Source organism: Bordetella bronchiseptica (assembly GCF_900636925.1).
In the GTDB taxonomy this organism is placed as follows: domain Bacteria; phylum Pseudomonadota; class Gammaproteobacteria; order Burkholderiales; family Burkholderiaceae_B; genus Bordetella; species Bordetella pertussis.
The window spans coordinates 937,381-954,898 of the sequence record NZ_LR134326.1 but is presented as its reverse complement, the minus strand read 5'-3'; the positions used below and the strand labels follow the sequence as shown (position 1 = coordinate 954,898).

The window sequence follows — 17,518 nt, the reverse complement described above, 5'->3', positions numbered from 1 at the left end:
AAAGGGACGTGTCCGCCGTCTGCGCCAAGGCCAGTTAAAATGGCGGGTTTTCCACGCTGCCGGCTGGCGCGCGGCCTGCCGCGCCCCGACTTCCTTACCCCTATGCTCACCTTCCAGCAAATCATCCTCACGCTCCAGGACTATTGGGACAAACAAGGCTGCGCCCTGCTGCAGCCGTACGACATGGAAGTCGGCGCCGGCACCTCGCACACGGCCACCTTCCTGCGCGCCATCGGCCCCGAGCCGTGGCGCGCCGCCTACGTGCAGCCTTCGCGCCGCCCCAAGGACGGCCGCTACGGCGAAAACCCGAACCGCCTGCAGCACTACTACCAGTACCAGGTCGTGCTCAAGCCCGCGCCGCCCGAAATCCTCGACCTCTACATCGGCTCGCTCAAGGCGCTGGGCATCGACCCCACGCAACACGACATCCGCTTCGTCGAGGACGACTGGGAAAACCCCACGCTGGGCGCCTGGGGCCTGGGCTGGGAAGTCTGGCTCAACGGCATGGAAGTCACCCAGTTCACCTACTTCCAGCAAGTCGGCGGCCTGGACTGCACGCCCACGACCGGCGAGATCACCTACGGCCTGGAACGCCTGGCGATGTACCTGCAGGACGTCGAAAGCGTCTACGACCTGGTCTGGACCGAAGGCGCCAACGGCAACCGCGTCTACTACCGCGACGTGTTCCACCAGAACGAGGTCGAGCAATCGACCTACAACTTCGAGCACGCGTCGGCCGACATGCTGTTTGCGCACTTCAACGATTACGAAGCCGAGGCCAAGCGCCTGATGGACGTGCCGCTGGCCCTGCCGGCCTACGAGGCGGCGCTGAAGGCTGCCCACACTTTCAACATGCTGGATGCGCGCGGCGCGATCAGCGTGACCGAGCGCGCCGCCTACATCGGCCGCATCCGCAACCTGTCGCGCGCCGTCGCGCAGGCCTACTACGACTCCCGCGAACGACTGGGCTTCCCCATGCTTGCCGGCCGCAAGGCCGCCGGGGAGGCAGCCTGACATGACCACCGATATCCGCCCCCTGCTGGTTGAACTGTTTACCGAAGAACTGCCGCCCAAGGCCTTGCAGAAGCTGGGCCAGGCGTTCGCCGAAGGCGTGCGCGCCACCCTGGCGCGCCACCATCTGCTGGCCGACGGCTGCGCGGTCGAGCCTTTCGCCACGCCGCGCCGGCTGGCGGTGCGCCTGTCGGCCGTGCTGGCCCAGGCCCCCGAGCAGGCCTACGCCGAGAAACTGATGCCGGTGAAGGTCGGCCTGGACGCCAACGGACAGCCCACCGCCGCGCTGGCCAAGAAGCTGGCCGCCAAGGGCCTGGAAGGCCTGGATCCGGCCACGCTGGAACGCGAGTCCGATGGCAAGCAGGAATACCTGGTGGCGCGCGGCACGGCCGCCGGCGCGCAACTGGCCGTCGGGCTGCAGGAGGGGCTGGACGCCGCCATCGACGGCCTGCCCATTCCCAAGGTGATGCGCTACCAGTTGGCCGACGGCCAGACCACCGTCAAGTTCGTGCGCCCGGCGCACGGGCTGGTGGCCCTGTTCGGCGCCGACATCGTGCCGATCGCGGCGCTGGGCCTGCAGGCCGGCCGCGCCACGCAGGGGCACCGCTTCCAGAGCAACGGCGCCATCGAGCTCGCCACGGCCCAAGGCTACGAGGCCGACCTGGCCGAGCGCGGCCGCGTCATTGCCTCGTTCGAGGCGCGCCGCGCCGAGATTTCGCGCCTGCTCGACGAGCACGCGCAACGGCTGGGCGCCACGCTGGGCGACGACCCCGAAGTCACGGCCCTGCTGGACGAAGTGACCGCCCTGGTCGAACACCCCACGGTCTATGTCGGGCAGTTCGAGGAACAGTTCCTGCAAGTGCCGCAGGAGTGCCTGATCCTGACCATGCGGCTGAACCAGAAGTACTTCCCGCTGTTCGACCCGGCCAGCGGCAAGCTGACGCACCGCTTCCTGATCGTCAGCAACATGCAGGTGGCCGACCCGGCCAACATCGTCGAAGGCAACCAGCGCGTGGTGCGTCCGCGCCTGGCCGACGCCCAGTTCTTCTTCGAGACCGACCGCAAGACCCCGCTGGCCGCGCGCGTCGAGCAGCTGGGCAGCATCGTCTACCACAACAAGCTGGGCACCCAGCTCGAACGCGTCGAGCGCGTGCGCGCCATCGCGCGCGGCATCGCCACGGCGCTGGGCGGCGACGCCGCCCATTGCGACCGCGCCGCGCTGCTGGCCAAGGCCGACCTGGGCTCGAACATGGTGGGCGAGTTCCCCGAGCTGCAGGGCATCATGGGCGCCTACTACGCCCAGGGCGACGGCGAGCCCGCCGACGTGGTCACCGCCCTGCGCACGCAATACCGCAACCGCTATGACGCGCCGGTCGACGCCGCCACGCTGACCGCGGCCACGCTGTTCATCGCCGAGCGCATCGAAACCCTGGTCGGCATCTGGAGCATCGGCCTGGCGCCCACCGGCGAGCGCGACCCGTTCGGCCTGCGCCGCGCCGCGCTGGGCCTGATCAGCGCCTTCGAGCAACTGGCCGCCGGCGGCTGGCTGAAGGTCAGCGAAGACGGCCCGCTGTCGCTGGACGGCCTGCTGGCGCTGGCCGCGCAGGCCTTCCCGGACGGCAAGATCGGCGCCGACACCCTGGCCGAGGTGCGCGCCTTCATCTACGAACGCTACCGCAACCAGCTGATCGGCGAACACGACCGCAACGCGGTCGAGGCCGTCATCGCGCTGGCGCCGCCGCTGCACCAGGTGGCCGCACGCGTACGCGCGGTGGCCGCCTTCGCGCAACTGCCGGCGGCGGCCAGTCTGGCCGCGGCCAACAAGCGCATCGGCAACCTGCTCAAGAAGGCCGAAGGGGAAATCGGCGCGGTCGATGCCGCGCTGCTGCAGGACCCGGCCGAAAAGGCACTGGCCGAGGCCGTGGCGCAACTGCGGCCGCAAGCCCGGGCCCAGCTGCAGGCGGGCGATTTCGCCGCCAGCCTGGCCACGCTGGCGCAAGCGCGCGAGCCGGTGGACGCCTTCTTCGCCGATGTCATGGTGATGGCCGACGACGCGGCGCTGCGCGCCAACCGCCTGGCGCTGCTGGGCCAACTGCACGGCCTCATGAACCAGGTGGCCGACATTTCCAGGCTGGCCCAGTGAAACTGATCATTCTCGACCGTGACGGCGTGGTCAACCAGGACAGCGATGCCTTCGTCAAATCGCCGGACGAATGGATCGCGCTGCCTGGCAGCCTGCAGGCCATCGCGCGCCTGACGCAGGCCGACTGGACGGTGGTGCTGGCCACCAACCAGTCGGGGCTTGCGCGCGGGCTGTTCGACACGGCCACGCTCAACGCCATCCACGACAAGATGCACCGCGCGCTGGCGCAGATGGGCGGTGTCGTCGACGCCATTTTCATGTGCCCCCACGGGCCGGACGACGGCTGTGCGTGCCGCAAGCCGCTGCCGGGCATGTATCGCGACATCGCGCGCCGCTACGACGTCGACCTGGCCGGCGTGCCGGCGGTGGGCGACTCGCTGCGCGACCTGCAGGCGGCCGCGCAGGCAGGCTGTGCGCCGTGGCTGGTGCAGACCGGCAACGGCCGCAAGACGCTGGCGCAGGGCGGCCTGCCCGAAGGCACGCGCGTATGCGAGGACCTGGCCGCGGTGGCCGAGCAACTGCTGCAGGAGGCCTGATCCATGGCCTGGCTGCGTTCGGCGCTGTATGCACTGTTCCTGATCGTCACCGTCATTCCCTATGCGTTCGCCTGCATCCTGTGGGCGCCGCTGCCGCTGCACTGGCGCTATCGCCTGACCGTGGGCTGGCCGCGCCTGGCCATCTGGGGCGCGCGCGTGATCTGCGGCATCCGCTGGCGCATCAAGGGCGCCGAGAACCTGCCCGACGGTCCCGCCATCCTGCTCTCCAAGCACCAGTCCGCCTGGGAGACGCTGTTCTTCCCGGCCCACATGCCGCGCGAAGTGTGCTTCGTCTACAAGAAAGAACTGCACATGGTGCCGTTCTTCGGCTGGGGCCTGGCGCTGCTGCGCATGATCCCCATCGATCGCGCCAAGGGCCGTGACGCCTTCGAGCAGGTCGTGCGCCAGGGCCAGGTGCGCCTGGACGAAGGCCGCTGGCCGCTGCTGTTTCCCGAGGGCACGCGCGTGCCGCCCGGAAAGACCGGCCGCTTCAAGATGGGCGGCGCGCTGCTGGCTTCGCGCACCGGCGCGCGCATCATCCCGGTGGCGCACAACGCCGGCGAATGCTGGCGCCGCAATGCCTTCGTCAAGCGCCCCGGCCTGATTACCGTCTCGATCGGCCCCGCGATAGAATCGCAGGACGTCGCCCCTGAAGTCCTCAACGCCAAAGTACAGGCCTGGATCGAAGGCGAGATGCGTGTTCTCAATCCCGAAAGGTATGGCCAAGCCTGATCAGCTGGAACTGCTGTTCGACGTCGCGCCGCCGGCGGATCCGGCCAGCGCGGCGCCGCCGGGCGCGCCGCCGCGCAAGACGCCCAAGGCCCGGCCGGCGCCGCCCGCGCCGGCCGCCATCGCCACCCCGTGCCCCGATCCGCTGCCGCCCGGCGCGCGCTGGCGCGAAGTCCATACCGAACAACAACCCATCGGCTTCGTGCTGCTGCGCTCGCGCCGCCGCAGCATCGGCTTCGTGGTGGCCGACGACGGGCTGCGCGTCACCGCGCCCAACTGGGTCACGCTGGGACAGATCGATGATGCCGTGCGCGAGAAGGCGCGCTGGATCCTTGCCAAGCTGCGCGACTGGCACGCCCGCAAGGAACAACTGGCCATGGCGCACACGCGCTGGCAGGCCGGCGGCGAACTGCCCTACCTGGGCAAGCGCATCGTTCTCGGCCTGGGCGCCGAACGCCGCCAGGCTTGCCTGTCGGGCGATGCCGACGCGCCCTGCGACGGCGACACCCTGTGGCTGGCGCTGCCCGTCGATGCCGACCAGGCGCGCATCCGCGACGCCGCCCAGGCATGGCTGCAACAGCGCGCCGGAGCCTGGTTCGGCGCCCGCCTGGCGCACTTCCTGCAGCTCACCGGCCTGCGCATCCGGCGCTGGCGGCTGTCCTCGGCCGCCACCCGCTGGGGCTCGTGCACCAGCGACGGCAACATCATGCTCAACTGGCGCCTGATCCACTTCGCGCCGGCCATCATCGATTACGTCATCGCCCACGAACTGGCCCATCTGCGCGAGATGAACCACAGCCAGGACTTCTGGACCGAAGTCGGCCATATCCTGCCCGGCTTCGAGGACGCCAAGAACGTACTGCGGCGCCACGATCCCGCCACCCTGCCGCAGTTCTGAGCCCGCGCCGGCTGGCGCGGCCGATTTGCTACGATGACGCCCTGGACGTTTTACCCATGAGGAGTTCATCATGCGCCTGTTGCATACCATGCTGCGCGTCGGCAACCTGGATAAATCCATCGATTTCTATACCAGCGTGCTGGGCATGCGCGAACTGCGCCGCAAAGACTACCCGGATGGCCGCTTCACCCTGGCCTTTGTCGGCTACCAGGACGAAAGCGAAGCCGCCGCCATCGAGCTGACCCACAACTGGGACACCGAGAAATACGACCTGGGCACCGGCTACGGCCACATCGCCATCGAAGTCGACAATGCCTACGAGGCCTGTGACAAGGTCAAGGAAAAAGGCGGCAAGGTCACCCGCGAGGCCGGCCCCATGAAGCACGGCACCACTGTCATCGCCTTCGTCGAGGATCCGGACGGCTACAAGATCGAGTTCATCCAGAAAAAGGGTCGCAACGACTGAGGCCCCGCCATGATCCACGCCATACTCAAGATGGGCGACCCGCGCCTGCTGCGCGTGGCCGCGCCGGTCGAGCGCTACGACACGCCCGAACTGCGCGCGCTGATCGACGACATGTTCGAAACCATGGCGCACGCCCAGGGCGTGGGCCTGGCCGCGCCGCAGATCGGCGTGGATCTGCAGCTGGTGATCTTCGGGTTCGAGCGCAACGACCGCTACCCGGACGCGCCGGCCGTGCCGCGCACCATCCTGTGCAACCCGGTCATCGAACCGCTATCGGACGAGATGGAAGACGGCTGGGAAGGCTGCCTGTCGGTACCCGGCCTGCGCGGCCTGGTGCCGCGCTACCGCCATATCCGCTACAGCGGCTACGACCCCGCCGGCCAGCGCATCGAACGCGAAGCCGAAGGCTTCCACGCCCGGGTGGTGCAGCACGAATGCGACCACCTCATCGGCCGGCTCTACCCCACCCGTATCCGCGACCTGACCAAGTTCGGCTACACCGAGGTGCTGTTTCCGGAGATGGACCCGAACGCCGACTGATCCAGGCGCCTGTCCCCGCGGGGACGGATACCGTCTTGGCCGTCAAACCGCAGTGTGCCTGTCCCAGCGGGGACAGGCACACTGGCCGCAGTTGGGACAGGCACCCACGCACCCGGAGCCTGCGCCCGCTACCGCCCGCGGCCGGTCAGCTCCTGCGGCGCGAAATCATCGACCGCCAGCACGCCCGCCACCGCCGCCTCGGCGGCCTCGATCTCGGCCGCCTGCTCGGGCGTCAGCGCGCCGCCGCGCAGCGCGTCGCGCCAATCCGGCACGCCTTCGCGCCGCAGGCGGTCCAGCAGGGGCTGCACCGCCGTCGCCAGGGCAAAGGCGCGCTCCAGGCGGCCTAGCGGATCGTCGCCATCGCGCTGCAGGTCGGCCGCCAGCCGGTCGTGCGTGCGCGACGGCGACAGCAGCAAGGCCGCGCATTCGCGCGTCAGCGCATCCGAGGGGCCGCGCGCCAGCCGCACGGGCAGGATCAGCGCGCGCACCAGCCATGCCAAGGGCCGGTTGGGCAGGTTGGACAGCACCTGGTCGATACGGGTCTCGATGCGATGCCGGCCATCCTCCATGCACCAGCGCACCAGGGCAAGGTCGCCATGGCAGCGCCCCTCGTCCTCCCAGCGCTTGAGCACCGCCGACAGCAGATACAGTTCGGACAGGATGTCGCCCAGGCGCGCCGAAATCATTTCGCGGCGCTTGAGCGCTCCGCCCAGCGCGCCCAGCGCCACATCGGCCAGCAGCGCGAACGCCGCCGCGTAGCGGCTGAGCTGGCGGTAATGGATCGCCGTGGGTCCGCTGACCGGCGCGCGCGCCAGCAGCCCGCCGGTCCAGGCCCGGCCCCAGGCCCGCAAGGTGTTGGCGCCGGCGTGGCCCAGATGCTTCCAGAACAGGCCATGGAAGGCCTCCAGGCCGCGCTGGGTGTCCTGGTCGCCCAGGGCCAGCACCTCGCCCATCAGGTACGGGTGGGCGCGGATCGCTCCCTGGCCGAATACGATCAGGCAGCGCGTCAGGATATTGGCGCCCTCGACCGTGATGGCGATGGGCACCGCGCGATACAGATTGCCGAGATAGTTCGACGGACCGTCGATCACCGCCTTGCCGGCGTGCACGTCCATCGCGTCGTCGACCGACTCGCGCATGCGCTCGGTGGCGTGGTATTTCATGATGGCGGAGATCACCGCCGGCTTGTGCCCCTGGTTCAGCGCCGCGCAGGTCAGGCGGCGCGCGGCCTCGACCAGATAGGCGTTGCCCGCCAGCCGCGCCAGCTTCTCCTGCACGCCCTCGAACTGGCCGACCGGGATGCCGAACTGGCGGCGGATACGCGCGTACATGCCGGTGGCGCGCGCGCTGACCACGGCCGCCGCGGCCGACAGCGACGGCAGCGAGATGCCGCGGCCGGCGGCCAGCGCGCTCATCAGCATCTGCCAGCCCTGGCCGGCGCGCGCCGGTCCGCCGATCAGGGCCTCGATCGGCACGAAGACATCGCGGCCGCGGTTGGGGCCGTTCTGGAATACCTGCATGGCCGGCAGATGGCGCCGGCCGATTTCCACGCCGGGCGCCTCGGTGGGCACCAGCGCCACCGAAATGCCGATATCGGCCGGACCGCCCAGCAGGCCCTCGGGGTCGGACAGCTTGAACGCCAGGCCCAGCACCGTGGCCACCGGCCCCAGCGTGATGTAGCGCTTGTGCCAGTTCAGGCGTATGCCCAGCATCTCGCGTCCATCCACCACCTGGCGGCACACCACGCCGGTGTCGGTCATGGAGGCCGCGTCCGAGCCGGCCTCGGGGCTGGTCAGGCCGAAGCACGGCACCTCGGTGCCGTCGGCCAGGCGCGGCAGCCAGAATTCGCGCTGCTCGGGCGTGCCGAACTGCAGCAGCAGCTCGCCCGGTCCGAGCGAATTCGGCACCATCACGGTCACCCCCGCCGTGATCGAATAAGCCGAAATGCGCCGCACCACCTCCGAATGCGCATACGGAGAAAAGCCCAGGCCGCCGTATTGCTCGGGAATGATCATGCCGAAAAAGCGCTGCGATTTCATGAACTGCCAGACCGGCTCGGGCAGATCGCGGCGCGACCAGGTGATGTCCCATTCGTCCAGCATGGCGCACAGCTGCGCCACCGGGCCATCGATGAAGCGCTGCTCGGCGGCCGTCAGCTCGGCCGGCGGCACATCCAGCAGCTTGCGCCAATCGGGATTGCCGGTGAACAGGTCGGCGTCCCACCAGACATCGCCGGCCTCGATGGCCTCGCGTTCGGTGTCCGACATGCCGGGCATGGCCTTGCGCGCCCAGCGAAATGCGGGTTCGGTGATACGCCTGCGGCGCCAAGCGTTGAAATCCATGCGCAATTCCTTTTCGTATCGATGCCTCTGCGACCCAAGTTACCAGAATTGACCGGGTGCGGCCAATGCCGCGCCAGTCTGCGACAATGAGCGGCGCCGCGCCGCGGCGCCCTGTCCCGTCCGCCTCACCGCGCACCCGCTCATGCTGAACAAGCTCTGGCTCGCCTTCTTCCTGACCGCCGCCGCCGCGGCCCTGTACCGCTGGCTGGGCCTGGGCGAACCCGACGTCTTCCAGGCCATGGTGGTCTCGCTGTTCGACATGGCGCGCGTGTCGGTGGAAGTGATGGTGCTGCTGTTCGGCACGCTCACCCTGTGGCTGGGCTTTCTGCGCATCGCCGAAGCCGCCGGGCTGGTCGAGCGGCTGGCCAGCCTGCTGGGGCCCCTGTTCGCGCGCCTGATGCCCGAGGTCCCGCGCGGGCATCCCGCCATCGGCCTCATCACGCTGAACTTCGCCGCCAATGGCCTGGGGCTGGACAACGCCGCCACGCCGATCGGCCTGCGCGCCATGCGCGAGCTGCAGTCGCTCAATCCCAATCCCGATACGGCCAGCAATGCGCAGATCCTGTTCCTGGTGCTCAACGCATCGTCGCTCACCCTGCTGCCGGTCACGCTGTTCATGTTCCGCGCCCAGCAGGGCGCGGCCGATCCGACGCTGATCTTCCTGCCCATCCTGCTGGCCACCAGCGCCTCGACGCTGGCCGGCCTGCTGGCCGTCGCGTTCTGCCAGCGCCTGCGCCTGCACGACCCGGTGGTGCTGGCATGGCTGGGCAGCGCCGCGCTGGCCTTGGGCGCGTTCATGGTGATGCTGGCCGGCATGTCGGCCGCCGCGATCGCCGCGCTGTCCTCGCTGCTGGGCAACCTGACGCTGTTCGCGGTGCTGCTGGCGTTCCTGGTGGCGGGCGCCTGGAAGAAGGTGCCGGTCTACGAGACCTTCATCGCCGGCGCCAAGGACGGCTTCAACATCGCCCGTGACCTGCTGCCCTACCTGGTGGCCATGCTGTGCGCGATCGGCGTGCTGCGCGCCTCGGGCGCGCTGGATTTCGCGCTCGACGGCATGCGCTGGCTGGCGCATGCCGCCGGCTGGGACACGCGCTTCGTCGACGCGCTGCCCACCGCCCTGGTCAAGCCCTTCTCGGGCAGCGCGGCGCGCGCCATGATGCTCGAAACCATGAGCCACTTCGGCGTGGACAGCTTTCCGGCGCTGCTGGCGGCGGTCATGCAGGGCAGCACCGAAACCACTTTCTACGTGCTGGCCGTGTACTTCGGCTCGGTCGGCATCGTGCGGGCGCGCCACGCCGTGGGTTGCGCGCTGGCCGCCGACCTGGCCGGCGTGCTGGCCTCGATCGGCGTGTGCTACTGGTTCTTCGGCTAGGGCTATTCCACCTTCAGGATCTTCAGGCCGTTGGTGCCGCCGCTGTCGCGGTAGAAATCGCCCTTGGTCAGGATGACCCAGTCGCCCGCCGCGACACGGCCACGCTTCTTCAGCTCGTCGATGGCCGCGTTGCTCAAGTCGGCCGGGTCGTATTCGGCCGGCGCGAAGGGCACCGTGTAGACGCCGCGAAACAGCGCCGCGCGCCGCTGCGTGGGGCCATGCGGGCTGTAGCAGTAGATCGGCACGCCCGAACGGATGCGCGACATGATCAGCGGCGTGTGCCCGCTTTCGGTCAGCGCGATGATGGCCTTCACGCCCGGGAAATGGTTGGCCGCGTACATGGCCGCCAGCGCGATGGTCTCGTCGCAGCGCGTGAACGTCTCGCCCAGGCGATGGTGCGAATGCGTGGTGGTGGGGTGCTTCTCCGCCCCCAGACAGACCCGCGCCATCGCCGCCACCGCCTCGATCGGATACTGGCCCGAGGCGCTTTCGGCCGACAGCATGACGGCGTCCGTGTAGTCGAGCACCGCGTTGGCCACGTCCGACACCTCGGCGCGCGTGGGCATGGGGCTGGCCACCATGGACTCCATCATCTGGGTGGCCGTGATGACCACCTTGTTCAGCGTACGCGCGTGCTGGATGATGCGCTTCTGGATGCCGACCAGTTCGGCGTCGCCCACTTCCACGCCCAGGTCGCCGCGCGCCACCATCACGCCGTCGCTGGCGCGGATCAGCGCATCCAGCGCGTCGTCGTCGGCCACCGCCTCGGCGCGCTCGATCTTGGCGATGATCCAGGCCTGGCTGCCGGCCGCGCGCAGCAGCGCGCGGGCTTCATCGATGTCGGCCCCATAGCGCGGAAACGATACGGCCACGTAGTCCAGCTCCATCTCGGCGGCCAGCTTGATGTCGGTGCGGTCCTTGTCGGTGAGGCTGGGCGCCGAAAGGCCGCCGCCGCGCCGGTTGATGCCCTTGTTGTTCGACAGCGGCCCGCCCACCGTCACGGTGGTGTGGACCTCCTCGGCCCCCACGCTGTCGACCACCAGCACCACGCGGCCATCGTCGAGCAGCAGCTCGTCGCCAGGGCGGCAGTCCTGCACCAGCTCGGGATAATCGATACCCACGATGGTTGCGTCGCCGGCCTCCTTGGAATGTGAGCGCGACAGCGTGAAAGGCTGGCCGGCCTGCAGGGTGACCTGCTGGTCGGTGAAGCGGGCGATCCGGATCTTCGGGCCCTGCAAGTCGCCCATGAGGGCCACGAAGCGCCCTTGCTCGGCCGCCAGCTCGCGCACCAGCCGCACGCGCTCGCGATGGTCCTGCGCGCTGCCGTGCGAGAAATTCAGGCGGGCCACGTCCATGCCGGCGCGTATCAGCCCGTCGAGCCGCTCGGGCGTGGACGTGGCGGGCCCCAGGGTGGCAACGATTTTGGTGCGGCGCAGTACGGGCATGTAGGCTCTCTCCGACGAAAACACGACAAGCCTGTATGGTACGACGCCCCGGGTCGCGCGGGTATCATAGGCGCTCGCCTTGCCGCGCCAGGAGCCGCACCATCGTGAAGATCGTCATCGCGCCCGATTCATTCAAGGAAAGCCTGTCGGCCCCCGACGCCGCCGCCGCCATCGCGCGCGGCGTCCGGCAGGCCTGTCCCGGCGCCCATACCCTGTGCATCCCGATGGCCGACGGCGGCGAAGGCACGGTCCAGGCCGTGCTGGCCGCCACCGGCGGCCAATGGCGCGAAACAACCGTGCGCGGCGCGCTGGGCGAACCGGTGCGGGCCCGCTGGGGCTGGCTGCCCGATGACGCCACCGCGGTCATCGAAATGGCCGCCGCGGCCGGCCTGGAACTTGCCCCGCCGGCGCAGCGCGATCCCTTGCGCGCCTGCAGCCATGGCGTGGGCGAACTGATCCGCGCCGCTTTGGATGCCGGCGCGCGGCGCCTCATCGTGGGCTTGGGCGGGTCGGCCACCAACGACGGCGGCGCGGGCATGCTGACAGCGCTGGGCGTACGGTGGCTGGATGCGGACGGCCGGGCACTGGCGCCCGGCGGCGCGGCGCTGGCCGATTTGCGGCAGGTGGACGCCAGCGGCCTGGACGCGCGCCTGCGCGGCGTCGTGGTCGAGATCGCCTCCGACGTCGACAATCCGCTGTGCGGCCCGCACGGCGCCTCGCATACCTTCGGTCCGCAGAAGGGCGCCACCCCGGAACAGGTACGGCAGCTGGACGCCGCCCTGGCGCACATGGCCGAAATCGTGACGCGGGCGGGGCATCCCGACCAGCGCGCGGCGCCGGGCGCCGGCGCCGCCGGCGGCCTGGGCTATGCCGCGCTCGCCTTCCTGTCGGCGCGCTTGCGCCCGGGGGTGGAGATCGTCGCCGAACTGGGCCAGCTGGCACAGGCGGTGGCCGGCGCCACCCTGGTGTTCACCGGCGAAGGCCGCATCGATGCGCAGACGCTGCGCGGCAAGACCCCGGCCGGCGTGGCCCGCATCGCCAGCGCCGCCGGCGTGCCGGTGGTGGCGCTGGCCGGCTCGCTGGGCGAGGGATACCAGGACCTGCATGCGGGCGGCATCACGGCGGCATTCAGCCTGGCGCCCGGCCCCATCACGCTGCAGCAGGCCTGCGAGCAGGCCGAAACACTGCTGGCCGAGCGGGCCCGCGACATCATGCAACTATGGGTCGCGGCAGGACGCCGCATGCTCTAGGGCCGAGCCGCCCCGGCGCGGCGCGCGCCGTTCAGGGACGGGCCAGCCCCGGCGCGCCGGCCGCCAGCAAGGCGTCGGCCAGGCCGATGAATTGCGCCACGCCCACTTCCTCGGCGCGCGCGGTCGGTGCAATGCCCAGTTCGTCCCAGGGGGTCAGGGCCGCCCAGTCGCCCAGCACGCGGCGCAGCATCTTGCGCCGCTGCGAAAAAGCCCGCGCCACCACCGTCTCGAACGCCGCGTCGCTGGCCGGACGCAACCGGTCGGCCGGCAGCGGCGCCATGCGCACCACCGCCGATACCACGCGCGGCGGCGGATCGAACGCCTCGGGCGCAACGTCGAACAGCTTCTCCATGCGATAGCGGGCCTGCAGCATGACCGACAGGCGGCTGTAGTCGCCGCTGCCGGGCTCGGCCACCATGCGGTCGATGACCTCGCGCTGCAGCATGAAATGCTGGTCGCGCACCTGTTCGGCGGCGCCCATCAGGTGAAACAGCAGCGGGCTGGAAATGTTGTACGGCAGATTGCCCACCACCCTCAGCCCCTGGCCGAACTGCGCGAAATCGACCGTCAAGGCGTCGGCCTCGACCACGGTCAGCCGTTCGGCGGGGTACTGCCGGCGCAGGCGCGCGGCCAGATCGCGGTCGATCTCGACCGCGGTCAGGTGATCGATGCGATCGAGCAAGGGGCGGGTCAACGCCGACAGGCCCGGACCGATCTCGACCACGCGGTCGTCGCGCGCGGGCCCGATGGCCCGCACGATCGACTCGACCACGCTCTCGTCGGTCAGGAAATGCTGGCCGAAGCGCTTGCGCGCCTGGTGTGCTGACATGAAATGGACCGGTCCTGTCGGATGCTAACGGTTGTTCTGTTCCAGCCGCTCTTGCTTCTCGAGGCGGTTGTCGATGAACGCCTGCGAACGCAATTGCTCGAGCCAGTCCTCGAAGGCCGGCACGGCGCGGCGCTCGAACAGCAGCTGGCGGGCGCGCATGCGCTGCACTTCGTCGGACACGTCGTGCTCGCGGCGCTCCAGCACCTGGATCAGGTGCCAGCCGAACGGCGACAGCACGGGCGGGCTGATTTCGTTGGGCTGCAGCGCATTCATGGCGGCCTCGAACGGCGGCACCGTGTCGCCCGGGTTCACCCAGCCCAGGTCGCCGCCCTGCGGCGCGGTCGAATCCTGGGAATACTGACGGGCCATGTCCTCGAATTTCACCGCGCCGCCCTGCAGGCGCTCGCGGATCTGCTCCAGGCGCTGGCGCGCCTGGTCGTCGGTCATGACGGTGGAGGTCTTGATCAGGATGTGGCGCGCGTGCGTCTGCGTCACGCGCACCGGCCCTTGCGGCGCGGCCACCGACGGCCCTTCCTGGAACGAGGACGGCTGCTGCGGCGCCGGCGCGGGCGCCGGCCGGGCGGCCTGCGCGGGCTGGCCGCCACCGGCGCGGTCGACCACCTTCAGGATATGGAAACCGTTGCCGCTTTGCACCAGCCCCGACACCTGGCCAGCGGACAGCGAGCCGGCCGCCTTGACGAACAGATCCGGCCAGCCGTCCAGCGGGCGCGCGCCCATCATGCCGCCCTGCAGCGCTTCGGGGCCGTCGGAATTGGCGGCGGCCAGGCTAGCGAAGTCATCGCCCTTCTTGGCGCGGGCGAGCAAGCCCTCGGCCTTCTTGCGCAAGGCCGCGACCTGGTCGGGCGACGAGCCTTCCGGCACCCGCACGAGGATCTGCGCCAGCACCAGCATCGCCGGCCCGGACTGCGCCGGTTGCCGCGGCTGGGGCTGGGGCTGCTGCGGCGCCGGCGCACGCGTGGCCTGGGCGGCGGCGGGATTGCGTTCCTGGTCTTTCAGGAAGGCATCCACTTCAGCATCGGAAATAATGATATTGGCGTCCACGGCGCGCTGGCGCAGGCGGTCCATGCGGATATCGTCGCGCAGGGACTTGCGGTACTGCTCCCAGGTCACGCCGCTTTTCTCGATTTCGGCGCGCATGGCCGCCGGCGTGATCTTGTTGCGCGAGGCAATCATGTTGATCGCCTGGTCGACCTGCGCCTCGTCGACGCGGATGCCCATGCGGTCGGCTTCCTGGCGCTCCAGGCGCTCCATGATCAGGCGCTGCAGCACCTGCTTCTGCAGGGTGCGCTCGTCGGGCACCTGGATGCCGCGTTTTTGCAGGTCCGCAGAGGCCAGCTTGGACGCCTCGCGCACTTCGCGCAGGGTAATGACATCCTTGTTGACGATCGCGGCGATACCGTCGACGAACTGCTCGCTCGGCGCCGGCGTGGCCGGCTTCTGGTCGCCTTTCGGCGCCGGCTTGGCCGGCTGGGCCTGCGCGGCCGACAGGGGCAGGCCCGCCGCCAGCATCAACGCCAGTACCGTGCCGGACATGCGGCGCAGGGAATGCAAGCTACGCATCATTCATACCTTTCAAAAGTCGTGCCCGTAGGCGTCGGTGGAACCACCGATTGGTAGCCCGGGATGCTCCTGTTGAGCAGGCTGATCGGATCGGTACCCAAGGCACCCAGCCCAGTCAGCTCAAGCTGGAAGAACAGCGCCGTGTTGGTGTCGGCAGCCGACACCGCGTAGCGCTGGTAGACCACACGGCCCACCCAGCAACAGTCGCCCTTGTACTCCAGCCCGGCAATGGCCTGCGTCACGCGCGGCGACTGCTCGGCCGCCGCCGCCGTGGCGGGCTCGGAGCGCAGCGAGTAATCGACCCGGCCCACGCCATACCAGCGGCGATGGATCGGCCATTGCACCGCCAGGCTGACCTGGTTCTGGCCCTGCGGCTGATACGAAATGCCGGGCAGCGGATCGCGCTGGTAGCGGTAGGCCACCGCCACCGTGGTCAGGCGCTGCGGCGACCAGCGCGCGCTGACCATGCCGCGCGACCATTTGTTGTCGTACGGGTTGTACTGCGCCGCCACGTCGGTGGTCAGCGTATCGGTAAGCGCCGCGGTGGCGCCCACCAGGAAGTCCGAACGCACATTCTTGCGCGGCTGCTCCGCCGGCAGGGTGACTTCCTGGTCCTGGAAATAGATGCGCTGCGCCGCCGACAGCGACAGGCGCTCGAAACCGGTGTTGGCGTCCAGCCAGCGCGTGGTCAGCGCCGCCGTGAGCTGGTTGGCGTTGGCGATGCGGTCCCAGCCGCCGGTGTAGATGTTCTCCTGGAACGCCTGGTCGAAACTGAAATCGGCCAGCGTCGTGTCGTAGACCGGCAGCGCGGACTGGTCGCGATACGGCACGCGCAGATAGTACAGGCGCGGCTCCAGCGTCTGCGTGGCGGCCTTGCCGAACAGCGAGGCGTCGCGCTCGAAGATCATGCCCGCGTCCAGCGACATGATGGGCACGGTGCGCGATTCGGTGCGCTTGTAGTTCGACAGGCCGATCCGGTTCCAGTCGCGGTTGTACCAGTCGGTGCGGTACTGGGTATAGTGCACGCCCACCTTGGGCACCAGGAACCAGCCCGGTCGCACGATGGGATACGAAACCGTGGGATAGGTCTGCAAGCGGTCGCCATCGGGGCCCAGGCGGCGGCCGTTGAGCAAGGGGCGCTGGAACCGCACCGCCGTGCTCACCCATTCCGCGTCGAAACCGCCCCAATCGTAGCGCGCCCCCTTGAGCCACAGCTCCGGCACCTTGTCGTAGGGCGGCGCCAGCGGCGCGTCCGGATCTTGCAGGGTCTGGTACTTGTAGACTTGCGCGTAGGTCTGCCAGTAGGTGCTGGACCAGCCCACCCGGCCACGTCGCGGCAGATAGGTGGTCGACGCCGTATTGAGCCCCAGCTCGGAGATGTCGCGGAAGTAGTTGTCGTCCGACGCCCCGGCGATATCCCAATCGGTATAGAAGCCATTGCCCAGGAGCTGCCGGTGATACGTGCGGTACATCCAGCGGTCGCGGCCGGTCTCGTTGTCGTCGGGCAGGTAGGTGCCGATCGCCACGCCCCGGTAGCCCGAGCCCAGGTAGCGGAACTCGCCGCCCAGCTGCGCGCCGCGCTTGCTCAGGTAGCGCGGCACCAGCGTCAGGTCATAGTTGGGCGCCAGGTTGAAATAGTACGGCAGCGAGATGTCGAACCCGCTGTTGCTGGTGGTGCCGTAGGTGGGCATCAGGAAGCCCGACTTGCGCTCTTTCTTGACCGGGAAGGTCAGGTAGGGCGAGGCCAGGATGGGCACATCCTTGAAATACAGCACCCCGTTGCGCGCCACCCCTTCGTTCTCGTCGAAATCCAGGTCTACCGTATCGGCCTTGATGTACCACGACGGCTTGGGGCACGGGCAGCCGCTGTAGGTGACCTGGCTCAGCCGCATCTGCGACTTGCTGAAGATGTCCGCGTGCCGGGCCTGCGCCGTGCCGCCGCTGGCGCCGATCCAGAAATTGGGCTCCTGGATCTCGCCGCTGTAGGTATCGACGTTCAGGCGCGCCGACGGGCCGGTGATCAGCGTGCCGTCGCGCAGCATGCGCGCGCTGCCCTGCACGTCCACATCGCCGGTATCGCGCCGGTAATTGATGCGGTCGCCCTTGATGATGCCGTCCACCCGGCGCACCTGGGCATTGCCCGTCAGGGTGACCTCGCTATCCGGGTCGCCGCTGATCTGGTCGGCCTCCATGAAGGCCGGGATCTTTTCGTCCGGCAGCCGATGCACGCGCAGCCCGGGCGAGGTGCGCAGGACCGGCGCGCCGATCGAGGCCGAGGGGGCGCTGGCCGCGGCCGAATCCTGATTGCCCTGAGCCTGAACGGCCCCGGCTACGCTGAAAGCTGAAAGGATCAACCACCGGAGCATGCGCACGAGG

The 17,518-nt window shown here is 69.5% G+C and carries 14 protein-coding genes; 9 read left to right on the top strand and 5 right to left on the bottom strand.

The annotated features are described in order from the left end of the window. Window positions 1-102: 102 nt before the first annotated feature. The 7 genes from glyQ to def all read left to right on the top strand — a co-directional run bounded on the left by glyQ (window position 103) and on the right by def (window position 6,323). Entirely contained in the window at window positions 103-1,014 is a 912-nt protein-coding gene (gene glyQ / locus EL288_RS04520) for a glycine--tRNA ligase subunit alpha (RefSeq protein ID WP_010929585.1), read from the top strand. Between the two features lies 1 nt (window position 1,015). After that, the gene (glyS, locus tag EL288_RS04515) at window positions 1,016-3,154 is read left to right on the top strand and encodes a glycine--tRNA ligase subunit beta (protein ID WP_010927031.1); all 2,139 of its coding nucleotides are present in this window, start codon (window positions 1,016-1,018) and stop codon (window positions 3,152-3,154) included. Further along, window positions 3,151-3,690 (top strand): D-glycero-beta-D-manno-heptose 1,7-bisphosphate 7-phosphatase, encoded by a 540-nt coding sequence (gmhB, locus tag EL288_RS04510; RefSeq protein ID WP_003814404.1) that lies wholly within the window; start codon window positions 3,151-3,153, stop codon window positions 3,688-3,690. The genes glyS and gmhB overlap by 4 nt, the downstream gene beginning before the upstream one ends. 3 nt (window positions 3,691-3,693) lie before the next feature. After that, window positions 3,694-4,422 (top strand): lysophospholipid acyltransferase family protein, encoded by a 729-nt coding sequence (locus EL288_RS04505; RefSeq protein ID WP_003814405.1) that lies wholly within the window; start codon window positions 3,694-3,696, stop codon window positions 4,420-4,422. After that, window positions 4,409-5,317 carry a M48 family metallopeptidase gene (locus tag EL288_RS04500; protein ID WP_003814407.1) on the top strand — a complete coding sequence of 303 codons (909 nt, stop codon included), beginning with the start codon at window positions 4,409-4,411 and terminating at the stop codon, window positions 5,315-5,317. The genes EL288_RS04505 and EL288_RS04500 overlap by 14 nt, the downstream gene beginning before the upstream one ends. Window positions 5,318-5,387: 70 nt before the next feature. Then, complete coding sequence (gene gloA, locus EL288_RS04495; protein WP_003814410.1) at window positions 5,388-5,783, top strand: lactoylglutathione lyase; 396 nt, start codon at window positions 5,388-5,390, stop codon at window positions 5,781-5,783. Between the two features lie 9 nt (window positions 5,784-5,792). Then, window positions 5,793-6,323 carry a peptide deformylase gene (gene def, locus EL288_RS04490; RefSeq protein ID WP_003814412.1) on the top strand — a complete coding sequence of 177 codons (531 nt, stop codon included), beginning with the start codon at window positions 5,793-5,795 and terminating at the stop codon, window positions 6,321-6,323. 128 nt (window positions 6,324-6,451) lie between these two features. Here the strand turns inward: def and EL288_RS04485 are convergent, their stop codons facing one another. Next, complete coding sequence (locus EL288_RS04485) at window positions 6,452-8,665, bottom strand: acyl-CoA dehydrogenase (protein WP_010927033.1); 2,214 nt, start codon at window positions 8,663-8,665, stop codon at window positions 6,452-6,454. A 142-nt stretch (window positions 8,666-8,807) separates the two neighbouring features. Between EL288_RS04485 and EL288_RS04480 the strand changes: the two genes are divergently transcribed. Then, entirely contained in the window at window positions 8,808-10,037 is a 1,230-nt protein-coding gene (locus tag EL288_RS04480) for a nucleoside recognition domain-containing protein (RefSeq protein ID WP_010929184.1), read from the top strand. Between the two features lie 2 nt (window positions 10,038-10,039). On the opposite strand, the gene pyk is transcribed toward EL288_RS04480, so the two are convergent. Further along, entirely contained in the window at window positions 10,040-11,482 is a 1,443-nt protein-coding gene (pyk, locus tag EL288_RS04475; RefSeq protein WP_003814419.1) for a pyruvate kinase, read from the bottom strand. A 104-nt stretch (window positions 11,483-11,586) separates the two neighbouring features. Between pyk and EL288_RS04470 the strand changes: the two genes are divergently transcribed. After that, window positions 11,587-12,732, top strand: a complete 1,146-nt coding sequence (locus EL288_RS04470; RefSeq protein ID WP_003814421.1) for a glycerate kinase — start codon at window positions 11,587-11,589, stop codon at window positions 12,730-12,732. Window positions 12,733-12,763: 31 nt separating this feature from the next. Here EL288_RS04470 and rsmA read toward each other — a convergent pair whose 3' ends face one another. From rsmA to EL288_RS04455, 3 genes are read right to left on the bottom strand one after another with little or no spacing between them, the layout of a single operon-like run. Continuing rightward, window positions 12,764-13,561, bottom strand: a complete 798-nt coding sequence (rsmA, locus tag EL288_RS04465) for a 16S rRNA (adenine(1518)-N(6)/adenine(1519)-N(6))-dimethyltransferase RsmA (RefSeq protein WP_003814423.1) — start codon at window positions 13,559-13,561, stop codon at window positions 12,764-12,766. Between the two features lie 24 nt (window positions 13,562-13,585). Then, complete coding sequence (locus tag EL288_RS04460) at window positions 13,586-15,145, bottom strand: peptidylprolyl isomerase (RefSeq protein ID WP_003814426.1); 1,560 nt, start codon at window positions 15,143-15,145, stop codon at window positions 13,586-13,588. Next, a complete protein-coding gene (locus tag EL288_RS04455) occupies window positions 15,142-17,514 on the bottom strand; it encodes an LPS-assembly protein LptD (RefSeq protein WP_010927034.1) in 2,373 nt (790 codons plus the stop codon). Before EL288_RS04455 ends, EL288_RS04460 begins: the two co-directional genes overlap by 4 nt. Window positions 17,515-17,518 lie beyond the last annotated feature (4 nt).

Excerpts from the sequence above, each read along its gene's own strand:
- glyQ (WP_010929585.1), top strand. The coding sequence starts at position 103 with ATGCTCACCTTCCAGCAAATCATCCTCACGCTCCAGGACTATTGGGAC.
- rsmA (WP_003814423.1), bottom strand. The coding sequence starts at position 13,561 with ATGTCAGCACACCAGGCGCGCAAGCGCTTCGGCCAGCATTTCCTGACC.
- EL288_RS04500 (WP_003814407.1), top strand. The coding sequence starts at position 4,409 with ATGGCCAAGCCTGATCAGCTGGAACTGCTGTTCGACGTCGCGCCGCCG.
- EL288_RS04480 (WP_010929184.1), top strand. The coding sequence starts at position 8,808 with ATGCTGAACAAGCTCTGGCTCGCCTTCTTCCTGACCGCCGCCGCCGCG.
- glyS (WP_010927031.1), top strand. The coding sequence starts at position 1,016 with ATGACCACCGATATCCGCCCCCTGCTGGTTGAACTGTTTACCGAAGAA.
- EL288_RS04485 (WP_010927033.1), bottom strand. The coding sequence starts at position 8,665 with ATGGATTTCAACGCTTGGCGCCGCAGGCGTATCACCGAACCCGCATTT.
- EL288_RS04505 (WP_003814405.1), top strand. The coding sequence starts at position 3,694 with ATGGCCTGGCTGCGTTCGGCGCTGTATGCACTGTTCCTGATCGTCACC.
- pyk (WP_003814419.1), bottom strand. The coding sequence starts at position 11,482 with ATGCCCGTACTGCGCCGCACCAAAATCGTTGCCACCCTGGGGCCCGCC.
- def (WP_003814412.1), top strand. The coding sequence starts at position 5,793 with ATGATCCACGCCATACTCAAGATGGGCGACCCGCGCCTGCTGCGCGTG.
- EL288_RS04460 (WP_003814426.1), bottom strand. The coding sequence starts at position 15,145 with ATGATGCGTAGCTTGCATTCCCTGCGCCGCATGTCCGGCACGGTACTG.
- gloA (WP_003814410.1), top strand. The coding sequence starts at position 5,388 with ATGCGCCTGTTGCATACCATGCTGCGCGTCGGCAACCTGGATAAATCC.